The following is a 20,292-nucleotide window of genomic DNA, read 5'->3' on the forward strand; positions in this document are numbered from 1 at the left end:
CGCCTGGCACAAGATCTTGTGAATGGTCGCCAGGGATAGTTCTCTTTGCTCATGCACTCGCAGCTCATTCTGGATCCGCCGCGCGCCTTTGTGCTCGGCACGCAGTCGGAAGACCGTTGCTCGATCGGTCTCAAAAACCTTCTGGCTTGGTCTTCGGTGTGAACGGCGGCTTTGGGATGGGAGACCTGCTTCGCCGGCTTCCTGATAGCGGCGTAGTAAGCTAAACCAGCTTGACGACCCAGTTGCAGCTTCCGCCTTTCACAAGGAGATGAGCCGATTCGTCGATGCCGGAGTCGTAGCACAGCTACGTAACGCTGCGCTTGTCCGTGGCTTCTTTCGACGGGCCAAAGAGCTGGGCACAGCCGTACTTGCGGCAGATCTCGCGGACGATAATGCGCTACGGCCTCGCCCATGAGGCAATGACACCCGAGTCTAGTTCGAAATCGACTATGCCGGCACGTCCAACGTCGCGGCCACCGCCGCAATGCTCTGTCCAGCCTTGACCAGCCGCACCGGCCTCCAGCTTGAATTCGAGCGTGTGGCGCGCACCGCTACGCCGTCCCCTGCTGGTACTGAATCCGATGCAGGTTCGCATACAGACCGTCGTGGCGCAACAGCTCCGCATGCGTCCCCTCCTCGACGATCCGGCCACCCTCGAGCACGAGGATGCGATCGGCGCGTTCAATCGTCGACAGTCGGTGCGCGATCACCAGCGTGGTCCGTCCACGCATCAGCACCTCGAGCGCCGCTTGCACATGGCGCTCCGACTCCGAATCGAGTGCCGACGTCGCCTCATCGAGGATCAAGATCGGCGCATCCTTGTAGATCGCGCGTGCAATCGCGAGCCGTTGCCGCTGTCCGCCGGACAGTCGCATGCCATTGTCGCCAACCAGCGTATCGATCCCCGCCGGCATCAACGCGACCGCCTCCGTGAGGCTGGCTGCGCGTAGCGCGGCATCGACGCGATCGCGATCCACAGGCTGCCCATACGCGACGTTGGCCGCAATTGTATCGTTGAACAGCACGACATCCTGACTGACGAATGCGATCTGCTTGCGCAGGTCTGACAATCGATACTCGGGCAACGGCACGCCGTCGATCAACACGCGTCCGGCGGTCGGATCGAAGAAGCGGGGCAACAGGTTCACCAGCGTGGTCTTGCCGCTGCCGGATGGCCCGGCCAGCGCCACCATCTCACCCGGCGCGATCTTCAACGAGATGTCGTCGAGCGTCGGCCGCTGCGCTGCCCCATAGTCGAAGCTCACATGCTCGAATTCGACACTGCCACTCGCACGATCGAGTTTCCGTTCGCCGCCGGCGTTTTCCACTGGCTCGTCAATCAGGCCGAAAATCAGCTCGGCGGCCGTCATGCCACGTGTCAATGGTTGATTGATGTCGATCAAGTGCTTCAACGGCGAAATCACGAGCAACATCGACGTGACGAACGCGACGAATCCACCGACCGTCGTCTGGTCGTTCGCCGATTGGATCACGGCAATGGTAATCACCACTGCCAAAGCGATCGATGCAAGGAACTGCGTCATTGGCTGAGCTAGGCCCCCGGAAATCGTCACCCGCATTGCATAGCCACGCAGGCGCCGGCTCATATGCGTGAAGCGGCCCATTTCGTACGGTTCGCCGTTGTGCACCTTGACGACCTTGTAGCCGCCGACCGTCTCCTCGACGATGTACGACAGCTGGTTGGTCAGCATCTGCTGCTCACGATTGAGCCGACGCAAGCGCCGGTTGATCTTGCTGACCAGCCAGCCGATCGCCGGCAGGATCACCGCAACGATCAGCGTCAAGCGCCAATTCAGGTAAAACAGATAACCGAGCAGGAACACCACCGTCAACGAATCGCGCACGAGCGTGACCAGCACGTTCGTCAGCACGTTGAGCACCTGGTTCACCTCGAACACGATCGCATTGATGATCGTGCTGGCCGTCTCGCGCTGGAAGAAAGCGGCCGGCGCGCGCAGCATCGTCTGGAACATCTGCAGCCGCAGGTCCAACAAAGTGCGGTTCAACACGTAGGATAGTAGATAGCCGGACGCGTACTGGGCAAGCCCGCGACCCAGCGCGAGTCCGATGATCGCCACCGGAACAGACCAGCGGACCGACGAACTCGGGTCCTTCGTGCCGAAACCCTTGTCGATCAACGGCTTGAGCAACGCCGGTATGCCCGCCTCGGCCGCCGCCACCAGCCCCATCGATACGATCGCGAGCACCACAGCCCACCAGTACGGCCGCACGATCTGGCCAATACGGGCCAGCACATCGACGTGCGCGACGGGCTTGGCCACGCTGCTGGCAACGCTGTTCTCAGGTGTAGTCAAATCAATCCTTTCGGTGGTGTCAGCGCTGCGGATACTGGATCTCGACAGCGCTCGCGCTGAATTCAGCGCGCAGCAAGTTGAGAAGGTCATCGCTAGGCCTCACGCGCCATGCGTCACCCAGCGTCGAGTCGCATTGCGCGCCAATGCCCTGGTAACGGATCCTGACCCGCAAGCCGCCCGGCTCCGGGCCGCCACGCGCATCGCCGTTGCGACGCCCGTTGCCGCCATCGCCCACGGGGCCACGCGACGGGCCACCGACATTGCGAGCCCGGCCCGGTGTGCCGGCGGCGGCCGGCATCTGTTCGGATTGCGATGTCGCTGCTAGCCGGTGTGGTTCGAGCAGATCGCGCAGCCGCCTCGGATCCGCATTGCCATTGATCGACAGCAGTAGCGAGTCCGCATAGCGGCGGCGCGCGCGTTCCAGATCCATAACGGTGTCGACGGTGAAGCGAATACCGCCAGTAAAGCTGTCGTTGCGCGCCTGTCCCTGCACGACCAGCAGTTCGTCCTCCTTGAAGATCGCACGGTTCGCGTCGTAAATCTCGTTGAAGACCGTGACCTCGCACTGGCCAGTGCCATCATCCAGCACCGCGACCAGCATCTTGCCGCGTTGCGTCATCTGCGTGCGCATCGCGGTGATCACGCCGGCGATCACCTTGTCGCGCCCTTCCTTCAGCTCCCCGATTTTCTGGCGCACGAAGCGTCGCACTTCGTCCTTGTATGCGTCGAACAAGTGCCCGGAAATATAGAAGCCAAGCGCCGCTTTTTCCTCCTGCAGCTTGCGCTTCTCGGTCCACGCCGGCTCGTCGACCAACTCATGCTGATGGCCGCTCGAGCCATCGGGCATGTCGAACAGGCCGCCCTGCAGCGCATTGGCACTCGCCTGCTCGGCCGCCTCCATCGCCAGCGGCACCGACGCGAGCAGTTGCGCCCGGTTCTCGTGCAGCGAATCGAATGCGCCGGCCCGAATCAGCGCCTCGATCGTGCGGCGATTCACAATGCGGCGATCGACGCGCTCGCAGAAGTCAAACAGGTCGCTGAACGGCTGCGACTCGCGGACCCGCAGAATCTCCTCAATCGCGTTCTGCCCACTACCCTTGATCGCGCCAAGGCCGTAGCGGATCATCTTCGAGCGCTTGCCCGGCGCATCGGCCACCGGCTCGAAGCGGTAGGCCGACTGGTTGATGTCCGGCGGCAGGACCGCCAGATGGTTCGCGATGCAGTCCTCGAAAAGGATCTTCACCTTATCGGTGTCATCCATCGCGAGCGACATATTGGCCGCCATGAATTCGGCCGGATGATGCACCTTGAGCCACGCGGTGTAATACGCGAGCAGCGCATACGCCGCCGCGTGCGACTTGTTGAAGCCGTAGCCGGCGAACTTCTCCATCAAGTCAAAGATTTCGTCGGCCTTTTCCGCGCTCAAGCCATTCTTGGCCGCCCCTTCACGGAACAGCTCGCGATGCTTGGCCATCTCCTCAGGCTTTTTCTTGCCCATCGCGCGGCGCAGCAAGTCCGCGCCGCCAAGCGAATAGCCGCCGATGATCTGCGCCATCTGCATCACCTGCTCCTGATAGACCATGATGCCATAGGTCTCCTTCAGGATAGGCTCGACGCGGGGATCCGGATATTCGACCGTTTCCCGCCCATGCTTGCGCGCGCAAAAGCTTGGAATCAGATCCATCGGGCCCGGCCGGTACAGCGCGACCAGCGCGATGATGTCCTCAAAGCGGTCGGGCTGCGCATCCTTGAGCATGCCTTGCATGCCGCGGCTTTCCAGCTGGAACACCGCCACCGTATTGGCGTTCTTCAGGATCGTGAACGACGCAGGGTCGTCCAGCGGCACCTGCGCGAGCGACCAATCCTGCTTGGACGGGTCCAGTCGCCGGATGTAGCGCTCGGCCCAATCGAGGATTGTGAGCGTGGTCAATCCGAGAAAGTCGAACTTGACGAGCCCGACGGCCTCGACGTCGTCCTTGTCGTACTGGCTGACGACGCCACCGTCGTCACCCTGCGTGTACAGCGGACAAAAATCAGTAAGCTTACCCGGCGCGATCAACACGCCACCGGCGTGCATGCCGACGTTGCGCGTCAACCCTTCAACGCGTTGCGCGAGTTCGAGCAACTGGCGCACCTCGTCCTCATTGTCGAATCGCTCCTGCAGCTGCGGCTCCTCCTTCATCGCGTCGGCAATGGTCACATGCTTGCCAGGCTTGAACGGAATCAGCTTCGCGACACCATCGGTGAAGTTGTAGCCCAAGTCCAGCACGCGGCCGATGTCGCGCACCGCAGCCTTTGCGGCCATCGTGCCAAACGTGGCGATCTGCGACACCGCGTCTGCACCATACTTGCTCTTCACATACTGGATCACGCGATCGCGGCCATCCTGGCAGAAGTCGATGTCGAAGTCCGGCATCGAGACACGCTCGGGATTGAGGAACCGCTCGAACAGCAAGTTGTAGCGCAACGGATCCAGATCCGTGATCCCGAGCGCGAACGCCACCAACGAACCGGCGCCCGACCCTCGCCCCGGCCCCACCGGCACCCCGTTGTTCTTGGCCCAGTTGATGAAGTCCGCAACGATCAGGAAGTAACCCGGAAAACCCATCTTGATGATGGTGTCGCACTCGAACGCCAGCCGCTCTTGATACGTCTGGCGCTGCGCGTTACGTTGCGTCGCGTCCGGAAACAACTGCTCGAGGCGCTGCTCGAGTCCAGCGTTGGACAATTGAACGAGGTAATCGTCCAGCGACATCCCGTCCGGTGTCGGGAACAACGGCAGCTTGGGCTTGCCCAGTTCGAGCGTCAGGTTGCAGCGCTTGGCGATTTCCACCGTGTTGGCCAGCGCCGACGGGATATCGGCAAACAGCTCGCACATCTGCTGCTGCGTGAAAAAGTACTGGTCCGTCGAAAACCGCTTCGCGCGTCTTGGGTTGGCAAGTATGTCGCCTTCGGAGATACATACGCGCGCTTCGTGCGCGGTGAAGTCCTCCGGCGTCATAAACTGCACCGGATGCGTCGCCACTACGGGCAGCCTCAACTGCGCAGCAAGCTCTACCGCCTGCTGTACATAAGCTTCGACACCCGGTTGCCGCATTCGCTGCAACTCGATGTAGAACGCATTCGGGAAGATCGCCGACCAGCGCTGCGCATGGCGTGCGGCCGCCTGCACGTTGCCCGCGGCCAGCGCGATACCGATGTCGCCGTGTTGCGCACCGGATAACGCCAGCAGGCCTTCGGCAAGGCCCGTTTCGAACCACTGGCAGTCAACCTCGGCCCGACCGCGGTACTGGTTCGTCAACCACGCGCGGCTGAGCAACTCGCACAGGTTCAGATAGCCACGCCGGTCCTTGACGAGCAACAACAGCCGTGCCGGCTTGTCGCGATCGTCGGGGTTCGAGACCCAGACGTCGGCACCGACGATCGGCTTGACGCCGTGCGCACGAGCCGCCTTGTAAAAACGCACCAGGCCGAACGCGTTGGCGAGATCGGTCAGTGCAAGCGCACCTTGCCCGTCTTCCGCTGCCCGCTCGACCGCGTCGTCAAGACGCACGATGCCGTCGGCAATGGAAAACTCGGAGTGAACGCGCAGATGGACGAAGCGTGGATCAGACATAGAGGTATTTTACCTTGCGGGGAGCGACACCGACCGTCATGCTGCCGCGCCGGCCCTCACGACAGCATACCGGTCTGCGCCAGGCGGCCCAGTCGGCGAGACGGACGATGTGAGCGAGACGGCCTATGTGAATAAGCGCGACCGCTCGCTGACCAACCGGCCGATGCGGTCTGGGCGACGGATCGGCGATAATACAACCCTATGACGCCGGTGCCATCCCGGTCGATGGGCGGACCAAGCGCCCTCCTGCCTACAGTCACCGCACGGCCACATTGATTTCTGTTTTCGCCAAGAGCAGCACACCATGAGTATCGTCAACCTTGCCGCCTACAAATTCATTTCGCTGGACGCGCTCGACACGTGGCGTCCGGTGCTGCGACAGCGATGCGACGCGCTGGCGCTACGTGGCACGATTCTGCTAGCGCCCGAGGGCATCAACCTGTTCATCGCCGGCAGCCGCGAGGCAACTGACGCGTTCATCGACTACCTGCGCACCGACCCGATGTTTGGCGGTAAGTTCGCGGATTTGCCATTCAAGCAAAGCCTGTCGGACAAGCAACCGTTCCGACGCATGCTGGTCAGGCTCAAGCGTGAGATCATCACGATGAAGTCACCGGCAATACGGCCCGAAGCCGGCCGCGCGCCGGCGATCGATGCGCGCACCCTGAAGCAATGGCTCGATCGCGGGCACGATGACGCCGGCCGTCTCGTGGTGATGCTCGACACGCGCAATGCGTTCGAAGTCGACGTGGGCACATTCGACAACGCGATCGACTATCGGCTGACAAAGTTCAGCGAGTTTCCGGATGCTGTCGCGTCGCATCGAGACACACTGGCAGACAAGACCGTCGTGTCGTTTTGCACCGGCGGCATCCGCTGCGAGAAAGCCGCAATCCATATGCACAACATCGGCATTGACAGCGTGTACCAGCTCGATGGCGGCATCTTGAAGTACTTCGAAGAAGTGGGCGGCGCTCACTACCATGGCGACTGCTTCGTGTTCGATCATCGAACGGCGCTCAACCCGCAACTCGAACCGACCGGCACTGTGCAGTGCTTCGCGTGCCGCGGGGTCGTCACCCCAACCGAACAACGATCGCCGCTTTATGTCGCCGGCGAACAGTGCCCGCACTGCGCGAACGATACGTGCCCATCATCCGAGCCATCGGCACAGATCGCCACATGATGCGCGCCCTGTCGGGTCGCGATAGGCGCGGCTTGCCCACTGGTCGTGACGTAAAAAACGCTTTGCGATGCAGAGGATAACCGGGAGCGCGTCGCCGCGCCGCTATCGCGGCCGTTTTGCGCCGTCCCCGAGCGGCCCGCTGCATCAAGGTTCGCTGGTCAGCGCGCTAGCGAGCTACCTGGACGCGCGTGCGCATGACGGCATGTGGCTGGTCAGGATAGAGGACATCGATATACCGCGCACAGTGCCCGGCGCAGCAGAACACATCTTGAAGACGCTACACCGGCTCGGCATGCACTGCGATGAAACGCCGGTATGGCAAGGCACTCGTACCGCGCTGTACCAGCAAGCGCTCACGCAATTGGATACAGCGGGCCTGATTTATCCATGCGGATGCACACGCAAGGAAATCGCTGATTCGCTGCGGCGCACGCACGTTCGACACACGACACTTGCCTACCCAGGAACGTGCCGAAGCGGATTGCACGGCAAGCCAGCGCGTGCGTGGCGCATTCGGGTGCCGGACGGGGAAAACGCAGTGGTCGTCTTCAATGACCGCTGGCAGCATGCGCAGCAGCAGAATCTCGCCACCGAGGTCGGCGACTTCGTGATGAGGCGCGCGGATGGCCTCTGGGCCTACCAGCTCGCAGTGGTCGTCGACGACGCGCAGCAACGGATTACCGACGTCGTGCGCGGCGCAGACCTGCTCGATTCCACCGCGCGGCAAATCTACTTGCAGCGCTGCCTCGGCTATCCGACGCCCGCTTATTTGCACGTGCCCGTGATCGCCAATGCGCAGGGCGAGAAATTGAGCAAGCAAACCGGTGCACCGCCGATCGACATCGATCGGCCGCTCAAGGCGCTATTGGCTGCGGCGTCGCATCTCGGGCTCGCGTTGGCGCCCCAGCGATGCACAACGCTGGAGGCGTTCTATCGCGAGGCCGTGCCCGCTTGGGGCGCGCGCCTGGCGAGGCACGCGTGACACACCGTCACGAATTCCGGCGCGGCATGCCGAAGCCGCCCAGCAGCGCGGCCAGCGGTCGCTTCGGCGTCTTCTTGTCGGCCGACGGGCTCGGTTCCTCGCGTTCCGACGTCTGACGGGCCGAAGACGACGGCTCATACGGCTTCGTGAAGAAGTCATCGACCGGCTGAGCGTCACGCATTGACGCGCGCACCCGGTCAGCGACGTGCGCATGTCGATCGCGACGGCTGTCGTCGCGATCGTCACGATAACGCGAGCGGCCTTGACGTGCCGGCCGTTCCAACTCGAGCGGCTCGATGGTCAACGCCCGCTTGATCAGTTTTTCGATGTCCGCCAGTTGCTTGCGCTCGTTGCCACTGAACAACGACAGCGCGTCGCCGGATGCCCCAGCACGACCCGTGCGCCCAATCCGGTGCACATAGTCTTCCGCATTGAACGGCAAGTCGAAATTGATCACCGCCGGCAACTCCGCGATATCCAGGCCGCGCGCGGCCACGTCGGTCGCAACCAGGGCCTCGATCTCGCCGCGCTTGAACGCATCCAACGCCTGCATTCGCTCGCTTTGCGAACGGTCACCATGGATTGCGGTGGCGACCACGCCATCGCGCTCGAGTTGCCTTGCAAGCCGACTCGCACCGATCTTGCTGTTGCAGAAAACGATCACCTGCTTCAATTCGCGCTGACGAATCAGCTGCACGACCGCCGCCGGCTTGTCCGGCTCGGCCACCTCAAAGACGATCTGCCGCACGTTCGACGCCGTCGAATTACTGCGGGCCACCTCGATCGTGACCGGATTGCGCAAGTAGGTCGACGCGAGCTTCTTGATTTCGGCGGAGAACGTCGCGGAAAACAACAACGTTTGCCTTTGGCCCGGCAGCAGGTTCAGGATCCGCTGCAAGTCGGGCAGGAAGCCCATGTCGAGCATCCGGTCTGCCTCGTCGAGCACGAGCATCTGCACCTGCGCCAGCGACGTGCTCTTTTGCTGCACATGATCGAGCAGCCGGCCAGGCGTCGCGATCAGGATCTCGACCCCACGGCGCAATGCAGCCGTCTGCGGATTCATATCGACGCCGCCGAACACGACTGCGCTGCGTAGCGGGGTATGCTTGGCGTACGCATGCACATTGGCCGCCACCTGGTCCGCGAGTTCGCGCGTGGGCGTCAGAATCAACGCCCGCACCGGGTGACGCGCGGGAGACGCACTGGTACTGGCAAGCGGCAACAAGCGCTGAATGATCGGTAGCGAGAAGCTAGCCGTCTTGCCGGTGCCGGTCTGCGCCGCACCCATGACGTCGCGTCCGGCCAGCACGATGGGGATCGCCTGCGCCTGGATCGGCGTCGGTTTCGTGTAGCCTTGTTCGACTATCGCCCGAAGGATCGGCGCGGCAAGGCCGAACCCGTCGAATGACAACGGGGCAGCGGCTGGCGTGGAGCTGGAGGCGGCGGCGCTTGCCGTAGCACCGCAAGCCCCCGCGTCAGTCGGAACGGAACGTGAAATAATGGCTGGATCTGATGGCATGTGTGGGCGTTCGCTCAAGCGGCCGCACGCGCGGCTGCCCCTGATGAAACACTGGAAATAGCTTTAAATTGTAGCACTTTACGCGCCCAAGGCCGGATCCGGCGCGACGGGGCGCATGCATTGCGCATCACCATCAAGCGCAATTTAGTCATGCCCTCGATCGCGTAGCGGATGTCTTCACGCCCCAGCGTTGTTTAGTCAATCGGGCGGCGAATGCAAACGGTTAGCCCGCTGCGGCCGAATCCAAGACCCGGTCAGATTGTGATTGTAGGAGATCGGAAACGCGCATACAGCGCGGGGCAATCATGGATCGATCACGTCCGCGCACGCGTCGGGATAGTGTCACCGTTCTGGCGTGTCACCGTGCGTGCACGACTCGGTCATATGCCGCCACTGACTGGTTTGACACGGCTGGCCGCCGTGCGTGCGCGCTCGCGGGCTTCGTCGACGCTCGACGCCACCGCCAACGCCACACCCATGCGGCGCTTGACGAAGCTCTGCGGCTTGCCGAATAGCCGCAGGTCCGCGCCCGGCACCGCCAGCGCATCGGCAACACCGTCGAAGCCAATGCCTTTCTCGTCGCGACCGCCGTAGATCACCGCCGACGCCCCGGGCGAGCGCAACGCGGGATCCACCGGCAAACCCAGGATCGCGCGTGCATGCAGTTCGAATTCGGAAAAGCGTTGCGTGGCCAGCGTCACGAGCCCGGTATCGTGCGGACGCGGACTGACCTCGGAAAACCAGACTTGATCGCCGCGGACAAATAGCTCGACCCCAAATAGCCCACGCCCACCCAGTGCGGCCGTAATCCGCTGAGCGACCTCACGTGCCCGCTCGAGCGCCAGCGGGCTCATGGGCTGCGGTTGCCATGATTCGACATAGTCCCCGTCCAATTGCAGGTGGCCCACCGGCTCACAGAAATACGTCGCAACCCCGCCACTTGCCGGATCGGTAGCTCGCACGGTGAGCAGCGTGATTTCATAGTCGAACTGCACGAAACCCTCGACGATCACCCGGCCGTGGTGCACACGCCCGCCCGACATCGCGTAATGCCAAGCCCGCTCAACGTCTACAGCGCTCTTGAGCACGGACTGGCCTTTGCCGGAGGACGACATGACGGGCTTGACCACGCACGGGTAGCCGATACCAGCGTCGATCGCGGCTTGCAGTGCGTCGAGCGAGTCCACAAACGCGTAGGGCGAGGTCGGCAATTGCAGTTGCTCGGCGGCCAGGCGGCGAATGCCTTCGCGGTTCATCGTCAATTGCGCCGCGCGTGCGGTGGGGATCACTTCGGCCAGTCCCTCGGCTTCGATCATGGCAAGCTCGTCAGTGGCGATCGCCTCGATTTCGGGCACGATCAGATGCGGGCGCTCTTGCTCGACCAGTGCGCGAAGCGCGTGGCCATCGGTCATGTCCATCACATGCGCACGGTGCGCGACCTGGTGGCCAGGGGCATCGGCATAGCGATCGACCGCAATCACCTCGACCCCAAGCCGCTGCAACGCGATGATCACCTCTTTGCCCAGTTCGCCGGCACCGAGCAGCATCACACGGGTCGCACCCGGCGACAATGGCGTGCCGAAACGCCGGCGACTAAACGAACTGACGGACATGTATTCCCCTTTGATGTAGCCAAGACCGGTAGTGCAGCATGGCCGCCGATGTTAACATGCTGCCCCTTCGGGGGATGCCCGCCGCACACGCGGGTTGCATCAGCCATGGGTACGCGGTCAGGACCGGTGGCCACCACGGCATTCACATCGAGCCGTTAAACTTGCTCCTTGATCCGCGATCGTCGTCCGGCAGTGCGGCACTACTCTCTCTGACTGATTCTATTCAAGCATGCTCAGTGTGGTTCTTGGCGGATTCGGATTTTCCACAGCCTGGCTTATCGTCCTCGCGTGGCGGCTCGCGCGTGCACTGTGGCCGGGCAGCACCGGCCTGCAGGGGCCCGGAACAATCCGCCTGTGGCTCGGCGCCGTCGTCGTCTTGGTCGCCAGCAGCGCGCTGGAAGCGCGGCTCGCAACGCATGCTGCGTACGACGCGATCGGCCGTGCAAGCGCCGCAGGCCTGGCCGCGCTGCTGGGCACACCCGCGTCGATCGTCGTGTTCACGCTGTTGTGGATCGCCGCACTGCCGTGGCTATTTGGCGCCCAATGGGCGCAATGCCTCGCGTACCTGGACCGTACTTTCGGCCTAGGCATCGGTATCGGCACACGCCGCCCGTCGCGTGACGAACAACATGAACGCCCGACACGTCGCTCCACCGGCGGCGACGCAACGCAGGGTCCGCGCGAAAGTTATTTTCGCGTGCTCGGCAACGGCGGTTTTGGCCCGAACGATACGCGTGGCAAACGCGCGTCCGCATCCCGCTGGCCCGACGCGCGCCGCTTACCGAAGCGCCTGGGCATGACACGCGGTTTTACGGCCCCATCGCCGGACGCCCGGTTCGAGTCGGCGGGCCCATCGGCGAGCCTTCATGACCACGGCCGCGGGCCGGCGACCGCGTTGCCCGCCGCCACGTCGACGCCCGCGGTGTCGCCAGTGGCCACCCCGGCGCCGTGCACCGCCCCTGCGCCCAACACCTCGAAGGTTCTTTCACGCGGCAGAAACGAACCGCTAAAGACGGCGGGAACCTTGCGCGTGACGAGGCCGGCCTCACTGGTGCGGCCGGCTGTGCCCCCGTATGCGGCCCATTCGCGCGCCATCCCGCGCACAGCCGTGCCCGACGGTGACAAAGCGCGCCGCATGATGCCGCGTGGCGGCGCCCCCGCCGCGCCCGCTCCCCGGCTAGTGCCGTCGCGCACGCCGCCGCGCCCGTATCGGCCGAGCGACAACTACCTAGAGCGCGCTGCGGCACAGCGCGCCAGCCCCGCGAGTGGACCAGCACAACTGGACGGCGTGTTCGCTGCGCCGTCAGCACCGTCAGCACCGCCAAGCATCGTGGCGGCACTGCGCGCGATCGAGCAACAAGCAGCTCAATGGAGCGCGCTCGCCGGCGCAAGCCTTGACCGACGAGCGGGTCGCCACGGCAACACGGCCACCGCGCTGCCAGAAGCGCCCGTGCCTGCTGCGTCACCGCTGGCTCAACCCTCGTCAGAATCTGCGGCAATACCTCACGATCCGTCCCCGGCGGCGCTCGCTCCAACGTCCCCTGTTACGTCTTCGTCGGCGTGTGCAGCGCCGCGATTGGATCCGGACCAGTCAAGGCCCGCTGCGGCACCGCCGGACGCAGCCACACCGGAATATGCTCTCACGCCGCCGACCCGATCGTCGTCGGAATCCGACTCGCCACCATTGGCCCCCCTCCCGCCAGCGCGTGCCGAGACGCCTTTGGACACCCTTCGGTCGCCTGAGCTGCGCATGGATGCGCCGCCAGACCTGCCCCCAGCCGCTCCCCCACCGGTCGTCCCGCCGACTGCCCGGGCCGCGGCAGCGACAGCTGCCGCTGTCGTCTGCGCACCGGCACCCTTGCCGACGTCGGCGCCGATATCTACACCCGGGCCGATGTCCATGCTCGAGTCGATGCCCGGTCCCAACGGCGCGCCGGTTTCCGCCACGGTGCCTGCAGCACCCGACGAAACCGTACCGGCGGTAAGCCCCGCCTCGAAGCGCAACACGTTCCCATTCCAGGCGAGCGCCGCCTCGCCTATCGAATTGCCGGCCCTGGCGCTGCTCGCAAGCGGCTCCGACATTATCGAACCGGTATCCGAGGCGACGCTCGCCGCGACCGGCCAATTAATTGAGCAACGGCTCAAGGAGTTCAAGGTGCCGGTGTCCGTGATCGGCGCTTCGGCCGGCCCGGTAATCACGCGCTTCGAGATCGAGCCGGCACTGGGGGTGCGCGGCAGCCAGATCGTAGGCTTGATGAAGGACTTGTCACGCGGCCTCGGATTGACGTCAATCCGCGTGGTCGAGACGATCCCGGGCAAGACCTGCATGGGACTCGAACTGCCCAACGCTCGACGGCAAGTGATCCGGTTGGCGGACATCCTCGCGTCGCGGGAATACACGGGTTCGGCATCGCAACTCACGCTCGCGCTGGGCAAGGACATCACGGGTGAACCGGTCGTGACCGACTTGGCGCGCGCGCCGCACATGCTCGTGGCCGGCACCACCGGCTCGGGCAAGTCGGTGGCGATCAACGCGATGATCGTGTCCTTGCTGTATAAGGCAACGCCACAGGACGTCCGGTTGATCATGATCGACCCGAAGATGCTGGAGCTGTCGGTCTACGAGGGCATCCCGCACCTGCTTGCGCCGGTCGTGACCGACATGAAGCTCGCCGCGAACGCACTGACGTGGTGCGTCGCGGAAATGGAAAAGCGCTACCGGCTGATGTCCGCGCTCGGTGTGCGCAACCTCGCGGGCTTCAACCAGAAAATCGTCGATGCTGAGCAGGCCGGACGCAAGGTCGGCAATCCGTTCTCGCTGACGCCGGACGCACCGGAACCGCTTGCCCCCCTACCCATGATCGTGGTGGTCATCGACGAGCTAGCGGACCTGATGATGGTGTCCGGCAAGAAGATCGAGGAGTTAATCGCGCGGCTCGCGCAAAAGGCCCGGGCTGCGGGGATCCACTTGATCTTGGCCACGCAACGGCCGTCAGTCGACGTGATTACGGGCCTGATCAAGGCGAACATTCCGACGCGGGTGGCATTCCAGGTATCGTCCAAGGTGGACTCGCGCACCATCCTCGATCAGATGGGCGCGGAATCGCTGCTCGGCCAAGGGGACATGCTGTTCCTGCCCCCCGGCACCGGCTATCCGCAGCGGGTCCACGGTGCCTTCGTCGCGGACGAAGAAGTACATCGCGTCGTCGAACATCTGAAACAGTTCGGTGAACCGGAATACGAAGAAGGCATCTTAGCTGGCGTGCCCGGGGACAGTGCGGCCACGGACCTATTCGGCGAGGCGCCCGATGCAGAGGCCGATCCGCTGTATGACGAGGCCGTGGCATTCGTGTTGCGCAGCCGCCGCGCGTCGATCTCGTCGGTGCAACGGCAGTTGCGCATCGGCTACAACCGCGCTGCCCGTTTGGTCGAGCAAATGGAAGCGGCCTCACTAGTGTCGTCAATGGGAGTCAATGGTAGCCGCGAAGTGCTCGCGCCGGCGCCCACGGACTGAGCCACCGCACCCGCACCGCGCGCGCCACGCGGTGTGCTGCCCAGGCTCGACTGGCGGCCCACGAGGCTCAGGAAGCCGTTGTCGGCATCGACCGAATAGATCACGATCTCGTTAGCATCACCACGGTTGGTCGCATACAGGAAACGGCCGTCCGGCGACAGGTGAATCGCGCCACCGCCCACCTTGCCGCGAAAGCCCGGCGCGCTCAACGGCACGGTGTGCCCGCGAGTCAACGGCAAACGCTCCCGTGCCGGGCCCGCGGGGCAACGGCTATCCGTTGCAAAGCTGTTCGAGGCGCCACCTGTCCTGCGGGGAGAGCGGCCCCACTGTGAACTGCCCATGCTGCTCGCAGTAACGGGTGAAGCACGCACGTTCGATCAGAAACACCGCGGCCGTCTCCATGCCGTTGCGCGACAGTCCGAGCCGTCGGTAGTCCAGCTCGAGTACGGAGTCCGGTTCGGTAGCGGGCAGATGATCGGCGGCGGACAGGATCGTGATGCAATCGACTTTTGATGGATTCGTCAGCATGTCTGGGAGCCGCAAGGTGACCGGGAGAGGACGTCCGGGCCTGGTGGCGCTCGCTGCACACCCCATCGTCCGGAAACTTCATCATAGGAACAGCACGAGCAGATTGCCCGATCAACGACACCAACACGTGCCACAGCGGTATGTCATTTGCATCCATCGGGCGCGCCGCGCCCGCCCAACTGTTTGCCAAAAGACCGGCAACACGCGGGCTGCGCTCAATTGCCTTATGATCGGGAACCATGCGCAGCTCCTGCTCCGACTCCACCCATGCCCCGTGCAATCGAAGACTATGCGTTGATCGGCGATGGTCACACCGCGGCGCTGGTCGGCCGCGACGGTTCAATCGACTGGCTATGCTGGCCGCGGTTTGATTCCGGCGCCTGCTTTGCGGCATTGCTCGGCACGCCCGAGCATGGCCGCTGGCTGATCGCACCTTATACGCCAGACGCGGCGTCGCACCCGCCAGACGACGCGACGCCGCTGACGGTATCCAGCACCCGCCGGCGCTATCGCGGCGACACGTTGATCCTGGAAACCGACTTCGAGACGCCAGACGGCGCCGTCACGCTAATCGACTTCATGCCGTCACGCAGCGGCCATTCGGAGCTGGTGCGTATCGTCGTCGGCCAGCGGGGCGCCGTGCGCATGCGCATGGAGCTGGTGCTGCGCTTTGACTACGGTTACTCGGTGCCATGGGTCAGCCGGCTCGACGACGGCAGCGGCATCCGCGCGATTGTCGGTCCCGACATGGCCGTGCTGCGCACGCCGGTGGCGCTGCACGGCCAGAACATGCACACCGTCGCGGACTTCACCGTGCGTGACGGCGAGCGGATACCCTTCGTGCTCGCGTATGCTCCGTCGCACGAACGCCTGCCTGCCGCCCGTGATCCGCACCGTACGCTGGCACGCACCGAGTCATACTGGTGCAAATGGTCGTCGCGCTGCACGGTTGCGGGCCGGTGGGCGCCGGCGATCCGGCGCTCGCTGATCACGCTGCGCGCACTGGCCTACGAACCGACGGGTGGGATCGTGGCGGCGCCAACCACGTCGTTACCCGAGTACCTTGGCGGCACGCGCAACTGGGACTATCGCTACACATGGCTGCGCGACGCGACGATCACGCTGCTCGCGCTGATGCGCGGTGGATACTATGACGAAGCCTGCGCGTGGCGCGCATGGCTGGGTCGCGTCATGGCCGGCTCGCCGACCCAGTTGCAGATCATGTACGGTATTGGCGGCGAACGACGGCTACCGGAATGGGAGGCGTCGTGGCTGCCCGGCTACGAAGATTCCCGGCCGGTCAGGCTCGGCAACAACGCAGTCGGGCAATTGCAGTTGGACGTCTACGGTGAAGTCATGAATGCGTTGCACCTGGCCCGAGTGGGCGGGCTGGACGCCGATGAAACCGCTTGGTCCATTCAATGCGAAATGGTCAATCACCTCGAAAAGATCTGGACGGAACCGGACGAGGGGATCTGGGAAGTCAGGGGCGGCCGGCAGCACTTCACCTTCTCGAAAGTCATGGCGTGGGTCGCGTGCGACCGGATCCTCAAGTCAGCCGAGCGCTTCTCGTTGCCCGGTCCGCTCGACCGGTGGCGCCGCGTGCGCGACGAAATCCACGCGCAGGTCTGCGCGTGCAGCTGGAACCCGGCGTTGAACGCGTTCGCGCAAAGCTATCGCGGCGAAGCCGGCGGCAACGACCTGGATGCCAGCGTATTGCTGATGCCGCTGGTCGGATTTTTGCCCCCGACGGACCCGCGGGTGCGCGGCACGGTTGAGGCGATCGATCGTACGTTGAGCGAGCACGGGCTAATCAAGCGCTATCACACCAGCGATGTCGACGACGGGCTGCCGCCCGGCGAAGGAACGTTCCTGGCATGCAGCTTTTGGATGGTCGACAACCTCGTGTTGCAGGGTCGGCTTGATGAAGCGCACCGGCGCTACGAGCGGCTGCTGTCCCTGTGCAACGACGTAGGGCTATTGTCGGAAGAATACGACACCAACGCAGGCCGGATGGTCGGCAACTTCCCACAGGCGTTTTCCCATGTTGCGCTGGTGCATACCGGATTGAACCTCATGCGGCACGAAGAACAGATGGCCAAGACCGCCGCCGGCGACGACCACTCTCGTTCCGCGCTAGATGCGCCGCAGTAAGCGACACGCTCACCAGCGGGATTTGCTGCATTGCACCAGCCCGCGATTGTCCGATATGATCGGATGTCAGGATTGGACACGTCATCCTGCGCCCGGCCGCCCGCGTGTCTCGCGCGGGCGGCGAGAAGCACTCGGCTTCGATCGGCGCCATACCGATGGCAGCGGGAATCGACCCACATGCCGTAACACGGAGCAAGCATGCTCTATCAATTTCACGAATTCCAGCGCGCGCTGCTGAGCCCGCTAACTGCCTGGGCGCAATCCGCGTCGAAATCGTTCGCGAATCCGGCCAGTCCGCTCGCCTACGTCCCTGGCGCATCGCGCTGGGCCGCCGCCTACGAGTTGCTATACCGGCTCGGCAAGGACTACGAACGCCCCGAATTTAACATCAAGCAGATCGAGAAGGACGGCCGCAGCATCCCGGTCGTCGAACAGACGATCCTGGAAAAACCGTTTTGCCGGCTGCTGCGCTTCAAGCGGTATTCCGACGACAGCGACGCCGTATCGCAACTGAAGCATGAACCCATCGTGCTGGTCTGTGCACCGCTGTCCGGACATCACTCGACGCTGTTGCGCGATACGGTGCGCACGCTGCTGCAGGACCACAAAGTCTACATCACCGACTGGATCGATGCACGGATGGTGCCGCTCGAGGCCGGCGCGTTCCATCTGGACGACTACGTCGAGTACATCCAGGACTTTATCCGACACATCGGCGCGAAGAACCTGCACGTGATCTCGGTATGCCAGCCGACGGTGCCGGTGCTCGCGGCGATCTCGCTGATGGCCAGCCGCGGCGAGGACACACCACGTACGATGACGATGATGGGAGGGCCGATCGATGCCCGTAAGAGCCCAACGTCGGTGAACTCGCTGGCAACGCAGCATTCGTACGAGTGGTTTGAGAACAATGTGATCTATACGGTGCCGTCGAACTATCCGGGCGTGGGCCGCAAAGTTTATCCGGGTTTTCTACAGCACGCCGGGTTCGTTGCGATGAACCCGGAGCGGCATCTGCAATCGCATTGGGAATTCTTTGAGAATCTAGTGCGCGGCGACGAAGACGATGCCGAAGCGCATCGCCGCTTCTACGACGAATACAACGCCGTGCTGGACATGGCGGCGGAATATTACTTGGAAACGATCCGCATCGTGTTTCAGGAATTCCGGCTCGCGCAAGGCACTTGGACCGTCAACGGCGAGCCGGTGCGTCCGCAAGACATCACCGATACCGCGCTCTTTACGATCGAGGGCGAGCTGGATGACATCTCCGGCTGTGGACAGACGCGCGCCGCCCACACGCTGTGCACCGGCATTGCGTCAGCGTCACACCGGCATTTCACCGCGGAGCAATGCGGTCACTACGGGATCTTCTCGGGACGGCGCTGGCGCACGATCATCTATGCGCAAATCCGCGAGTTCATCCATGAGCATGATCACGAGGCTACGGTGCAGGCGTAGCGCCGGTGCGGTCGGTTCTCCAACACGGGCAACCGCGATCACAGTGGGCACGTCGCAAGGATTAGCTTGACTGACCTCTAAAACAGTTCGTGCAATCCTGTCACGGATCTGAATGCTGTGCTTGTTGCCGCGCAGCTTAACGTGGGCCTCACACCGGGCGCACCGCATCTGGATTTGCCGGACATATCAGCGGCACTGGCGTTCACGCAACGAAAAAACTGAGCCGTTATTTTAAATGGGGCGATTCGGACTCCTCCGATGCGTTGTCCTCTATGTTATCCAGATCGAGCGGGGGCTTGTAAAATGCCCGGCGCGCTTAATCGAGGGGAATGTACGATGATCTGAGTCGCTTGGTTGCTCTATCGTTCTCCGATTCCGTTGGCTGGCGCTTTATGCCTGCGGGAGTCCGCAATGGCGCTACATCGTCGGCCCCAACCGGTACTTGCGGAATGGATGGGAAATCCGAAGGCGCAACTTGCCGCCGCCGATCCGTATCAACGGTACGTAATGGCGCGCTATCCGTGGCCGCACTTCGAGACTCATCCAAAGCCTGCGTCGCATCTGCGCGCGAGACGTCCGAAGCTGCGTGTTGGATCAAGCTTAGCCTGATGCCTTCGGCAAACGCCTCATCGTTGGCGTCTTGTATTTCCTTTTTGGACGGCTTTTTCTTCGCGTCCAACTTTTCACGGATCTTTTGCTGTTTCCCGCTCAAATATGCATCAAGATTTTGGGGACTAACGGTATTTCGCCTTTGCGACGACAGTGGAACGACTCGTCTGGGTGGCCGCCGTGGCGGAACAACCCCATTATTCGGCCGTGGCGGCGCGTCCTCAAGCGTTGGAGGTGTAGCGTATCTTGGGGAGGAAGGCTGCGGCATTGGCATACTGGGGTTGATGCCCGGCTCTTGGAACCTCTGCTGCGGCATACCGTAATTGGCGAACGCCGACATCGCGTACTCGGCGCCGCTCGGTTCATGCCAGCCCGCAGTCATCGGAACGCTACCGTGGCCAGGCCAGGAAGGCGCCGGCACGCTGCCACTGCCAGAGCCGTATGGACCGTACGACAGCATGATCGCACTACTTGGTACCGCCGTCATTGGTATGTCGCCCAACAACCGCGAAATGGCAGACACAATCGATGACTGCGGCGGCGGCAGGACGACGACCACGTGGCTTAAAGGCTGAGAAGGCGCCGACATAACCAACGGGCTATTGCCCCCCATCGGGGTAAACCGTGATGGCGTCCCACTCTCAGGTGGCGGTCCGAATTGCGGCGCTGTAGAAAAGCCTATTGCATTGCCGTGTCCCCAAACATGAGGTGGGTGGGCACCTTGCATCGCGCCGCCCGTACTCGGGGAGGCTATATTCCACTGCGCTCGTTCGG

General features: G+C 63.4%; 9 protein-coding genes and 3 pseudogenes. 5 read left to right on the forward strand and 7 right to left on the reverse strand.

The genetic code is table 11. The features are described 5' to 3' along the window. The 3 genes and pseudogenes from B0O95_RS03305 to dnaE all read right to left on the reverse strand — a co-directional run. Positions 1–216: pseudogene (locus B0O95_RS03305) on the reverse strand (helix-turn-helix domain-containing protein); the annotation flags it as partial. A 335-nt stretch (positions 217–551) separates the two neighbouring features. Beyond that, a complete protein-coding gene (gene msbA, locus B0O95_RS03315; RefSeq protein ID WP_233203087.1) occupies positions 552–2,426 on the reverse strand; it encodes a lipid A export permease/ATP-binding protein MsbA in 1,875 nt (624 codons plus the stop codon). Continuing rightward, positions 2,356–5,952 carry a DNA polymerase III subunit alpha gene (gene dnaE / locus B0O95_RS03320; protein ID WP_104076635.1) on the reverse strand — a complete coding sequence of 1,199 codons (3,597 nt, stop codon included), beginning with the start codon at positions 5,950–5,952 and terminating at the stop codon, positions 2,356–2,358. Before dnaE ends, msbA begins: the two co-directional genes overlap by 71 nt. A gap of 304 nt (positions 5,953–6,256) precedes the next feature. Here dnaE and B0O95_RS03325 point away from each other — a divergent pair, with 304 nt between their 5' ends. Both B0O95_RS03325 and gluQRS read left to right on the forward strand, forming a co-directional pair. Beyond that, positions 6,257–7,138 (forward strand): sulfurtransferase, encoded by an 882-nt coding sequence (locus B0O95_RS03325; protein WP_104076636.1) that lies wholly within the window; start codon positions 6,257–6,259, stop codon positions 7,136–7,138. Positions 7,139–7,205: 67 nt separating this feature from the next. Further along, positions 7,206–8,120, forward strand: coding sequence for a tRNA glutamyl-Q(34) synthetase GluQRS (gluQRS, locus tag B0O95_RS03330; protein ID WP_104076637.1), 915 nt, complete (start codon positions 7,206–7,208; stop codon positions 8,118–8,120). Between the two features lie 7 nt (positions 8,121–8,127). On the opposite strand, the gene B0O95_RS03335 is transcribed toward gluQRS, so the two are convergent. Both B0O95_RS03335 and purT read right to left on the reverse strand, forming a co-directional pair. Continuing rightward, complete coding sequence (locus B0O95_RS03335) at positions 8,128–9,639, reverse strand: DEAD/DEAH box helicase (protein ID WP_104076638.1); 1,512 nt, start codon at positions 9,637–9,639, stop codon at positions 8,128–8,130. 380 nt (positions 9,640–10,019) lie between these two features. Continuing rightward, positions 10,020–11,252 carry a formate-dependent phosphoribosylglycinamide formyltransferase gene (purT, locus tag B0O95_RS03340; protein ID WP_104076639.1) on the reverse strand — a complete coding sequence of 411 codons (1,233 nt, stop codon included), beginning with the start codon at positions 11,250–11,252 and terminating at the stop codon, positions 10,020–10,022. A 2,008-nt stretch (positions 11,253–13,260) separates the two neighbouring features. Here purT and B0O95_RS17115 point away from each other — a divergent pair. Next, a pseudogene (locus B0O95_RS17115) lies at positions 13,261–14,766 on the forward strand (DNA translocase FtsK); the annotation flags it as partial. 26 nt (positions 14,767–14,792) lie between these two features. Here B0O95_RS17115 and B0O95_RS16320 read toward each other — a convergent pair. Then, a pseudogene (locus B0O95_RS16320) lies at positions 14,793–14,999 on the reverse strand (beta-propeller fold lactonase family protein); the annotation flags it as partial. Between the two features lie 37 nt (positions 15,000–15,036). Next, entirely contained in the window at positions 15,037–15,291 is a 255-nt protein-coding gene (locus B0O95_RS03355) for a hypothetical protein (protein ID WP_104076848.1), read from the reverse strand. A 270-nt stretch (positions 15,292–15,561) separates the two neighbouring features. Between B0O95_RS03355 and B0O95_RS03360 the strand changes: the two genes are divergently transcribed. Together B0O95_RS03360 and B0O95_RS03365 are read left to right on the forward strand one after the other, a co-directional pair. Continuing rightward, positions 15,562–17,448 (forward strand): glycoside hydrolase family 15 protein, encoded by a 1,887-nt coding sequence (locus B0O95_RS03360; protein WP_104076641.1) that lies wholly within the window; start codon positions 15,562–15,564, stop codon positions 17,446–17,448. Between the two features lie 198 nt (positions 17,449–17,646). Continuing rightward, positions 17,647–18,909, forward strand: coding sequence for a polyhydroxyalkanoate depolymerase (locus B0O95_RS03365; RefSeq protein ID WP_104076642.1), 1,263 nt, complete (start codon positions 17,647–17,649; stop codon positions 18,907–18,909). The last annotated feature ends 1,383 nt before the right edge of the window (positions 18,910–20,292 follow it).

Origin of the sequence: Mycetohabitans endofungorum, from assembly GCF_002927045.1 — a bacterium.
GTDB lineage: Bacteria > Pseudomonadota > Gammaproteobacteria > Burkholderiales > Burkholderiaceae > Mycetohabitans > Mycetohabitans endofungorum.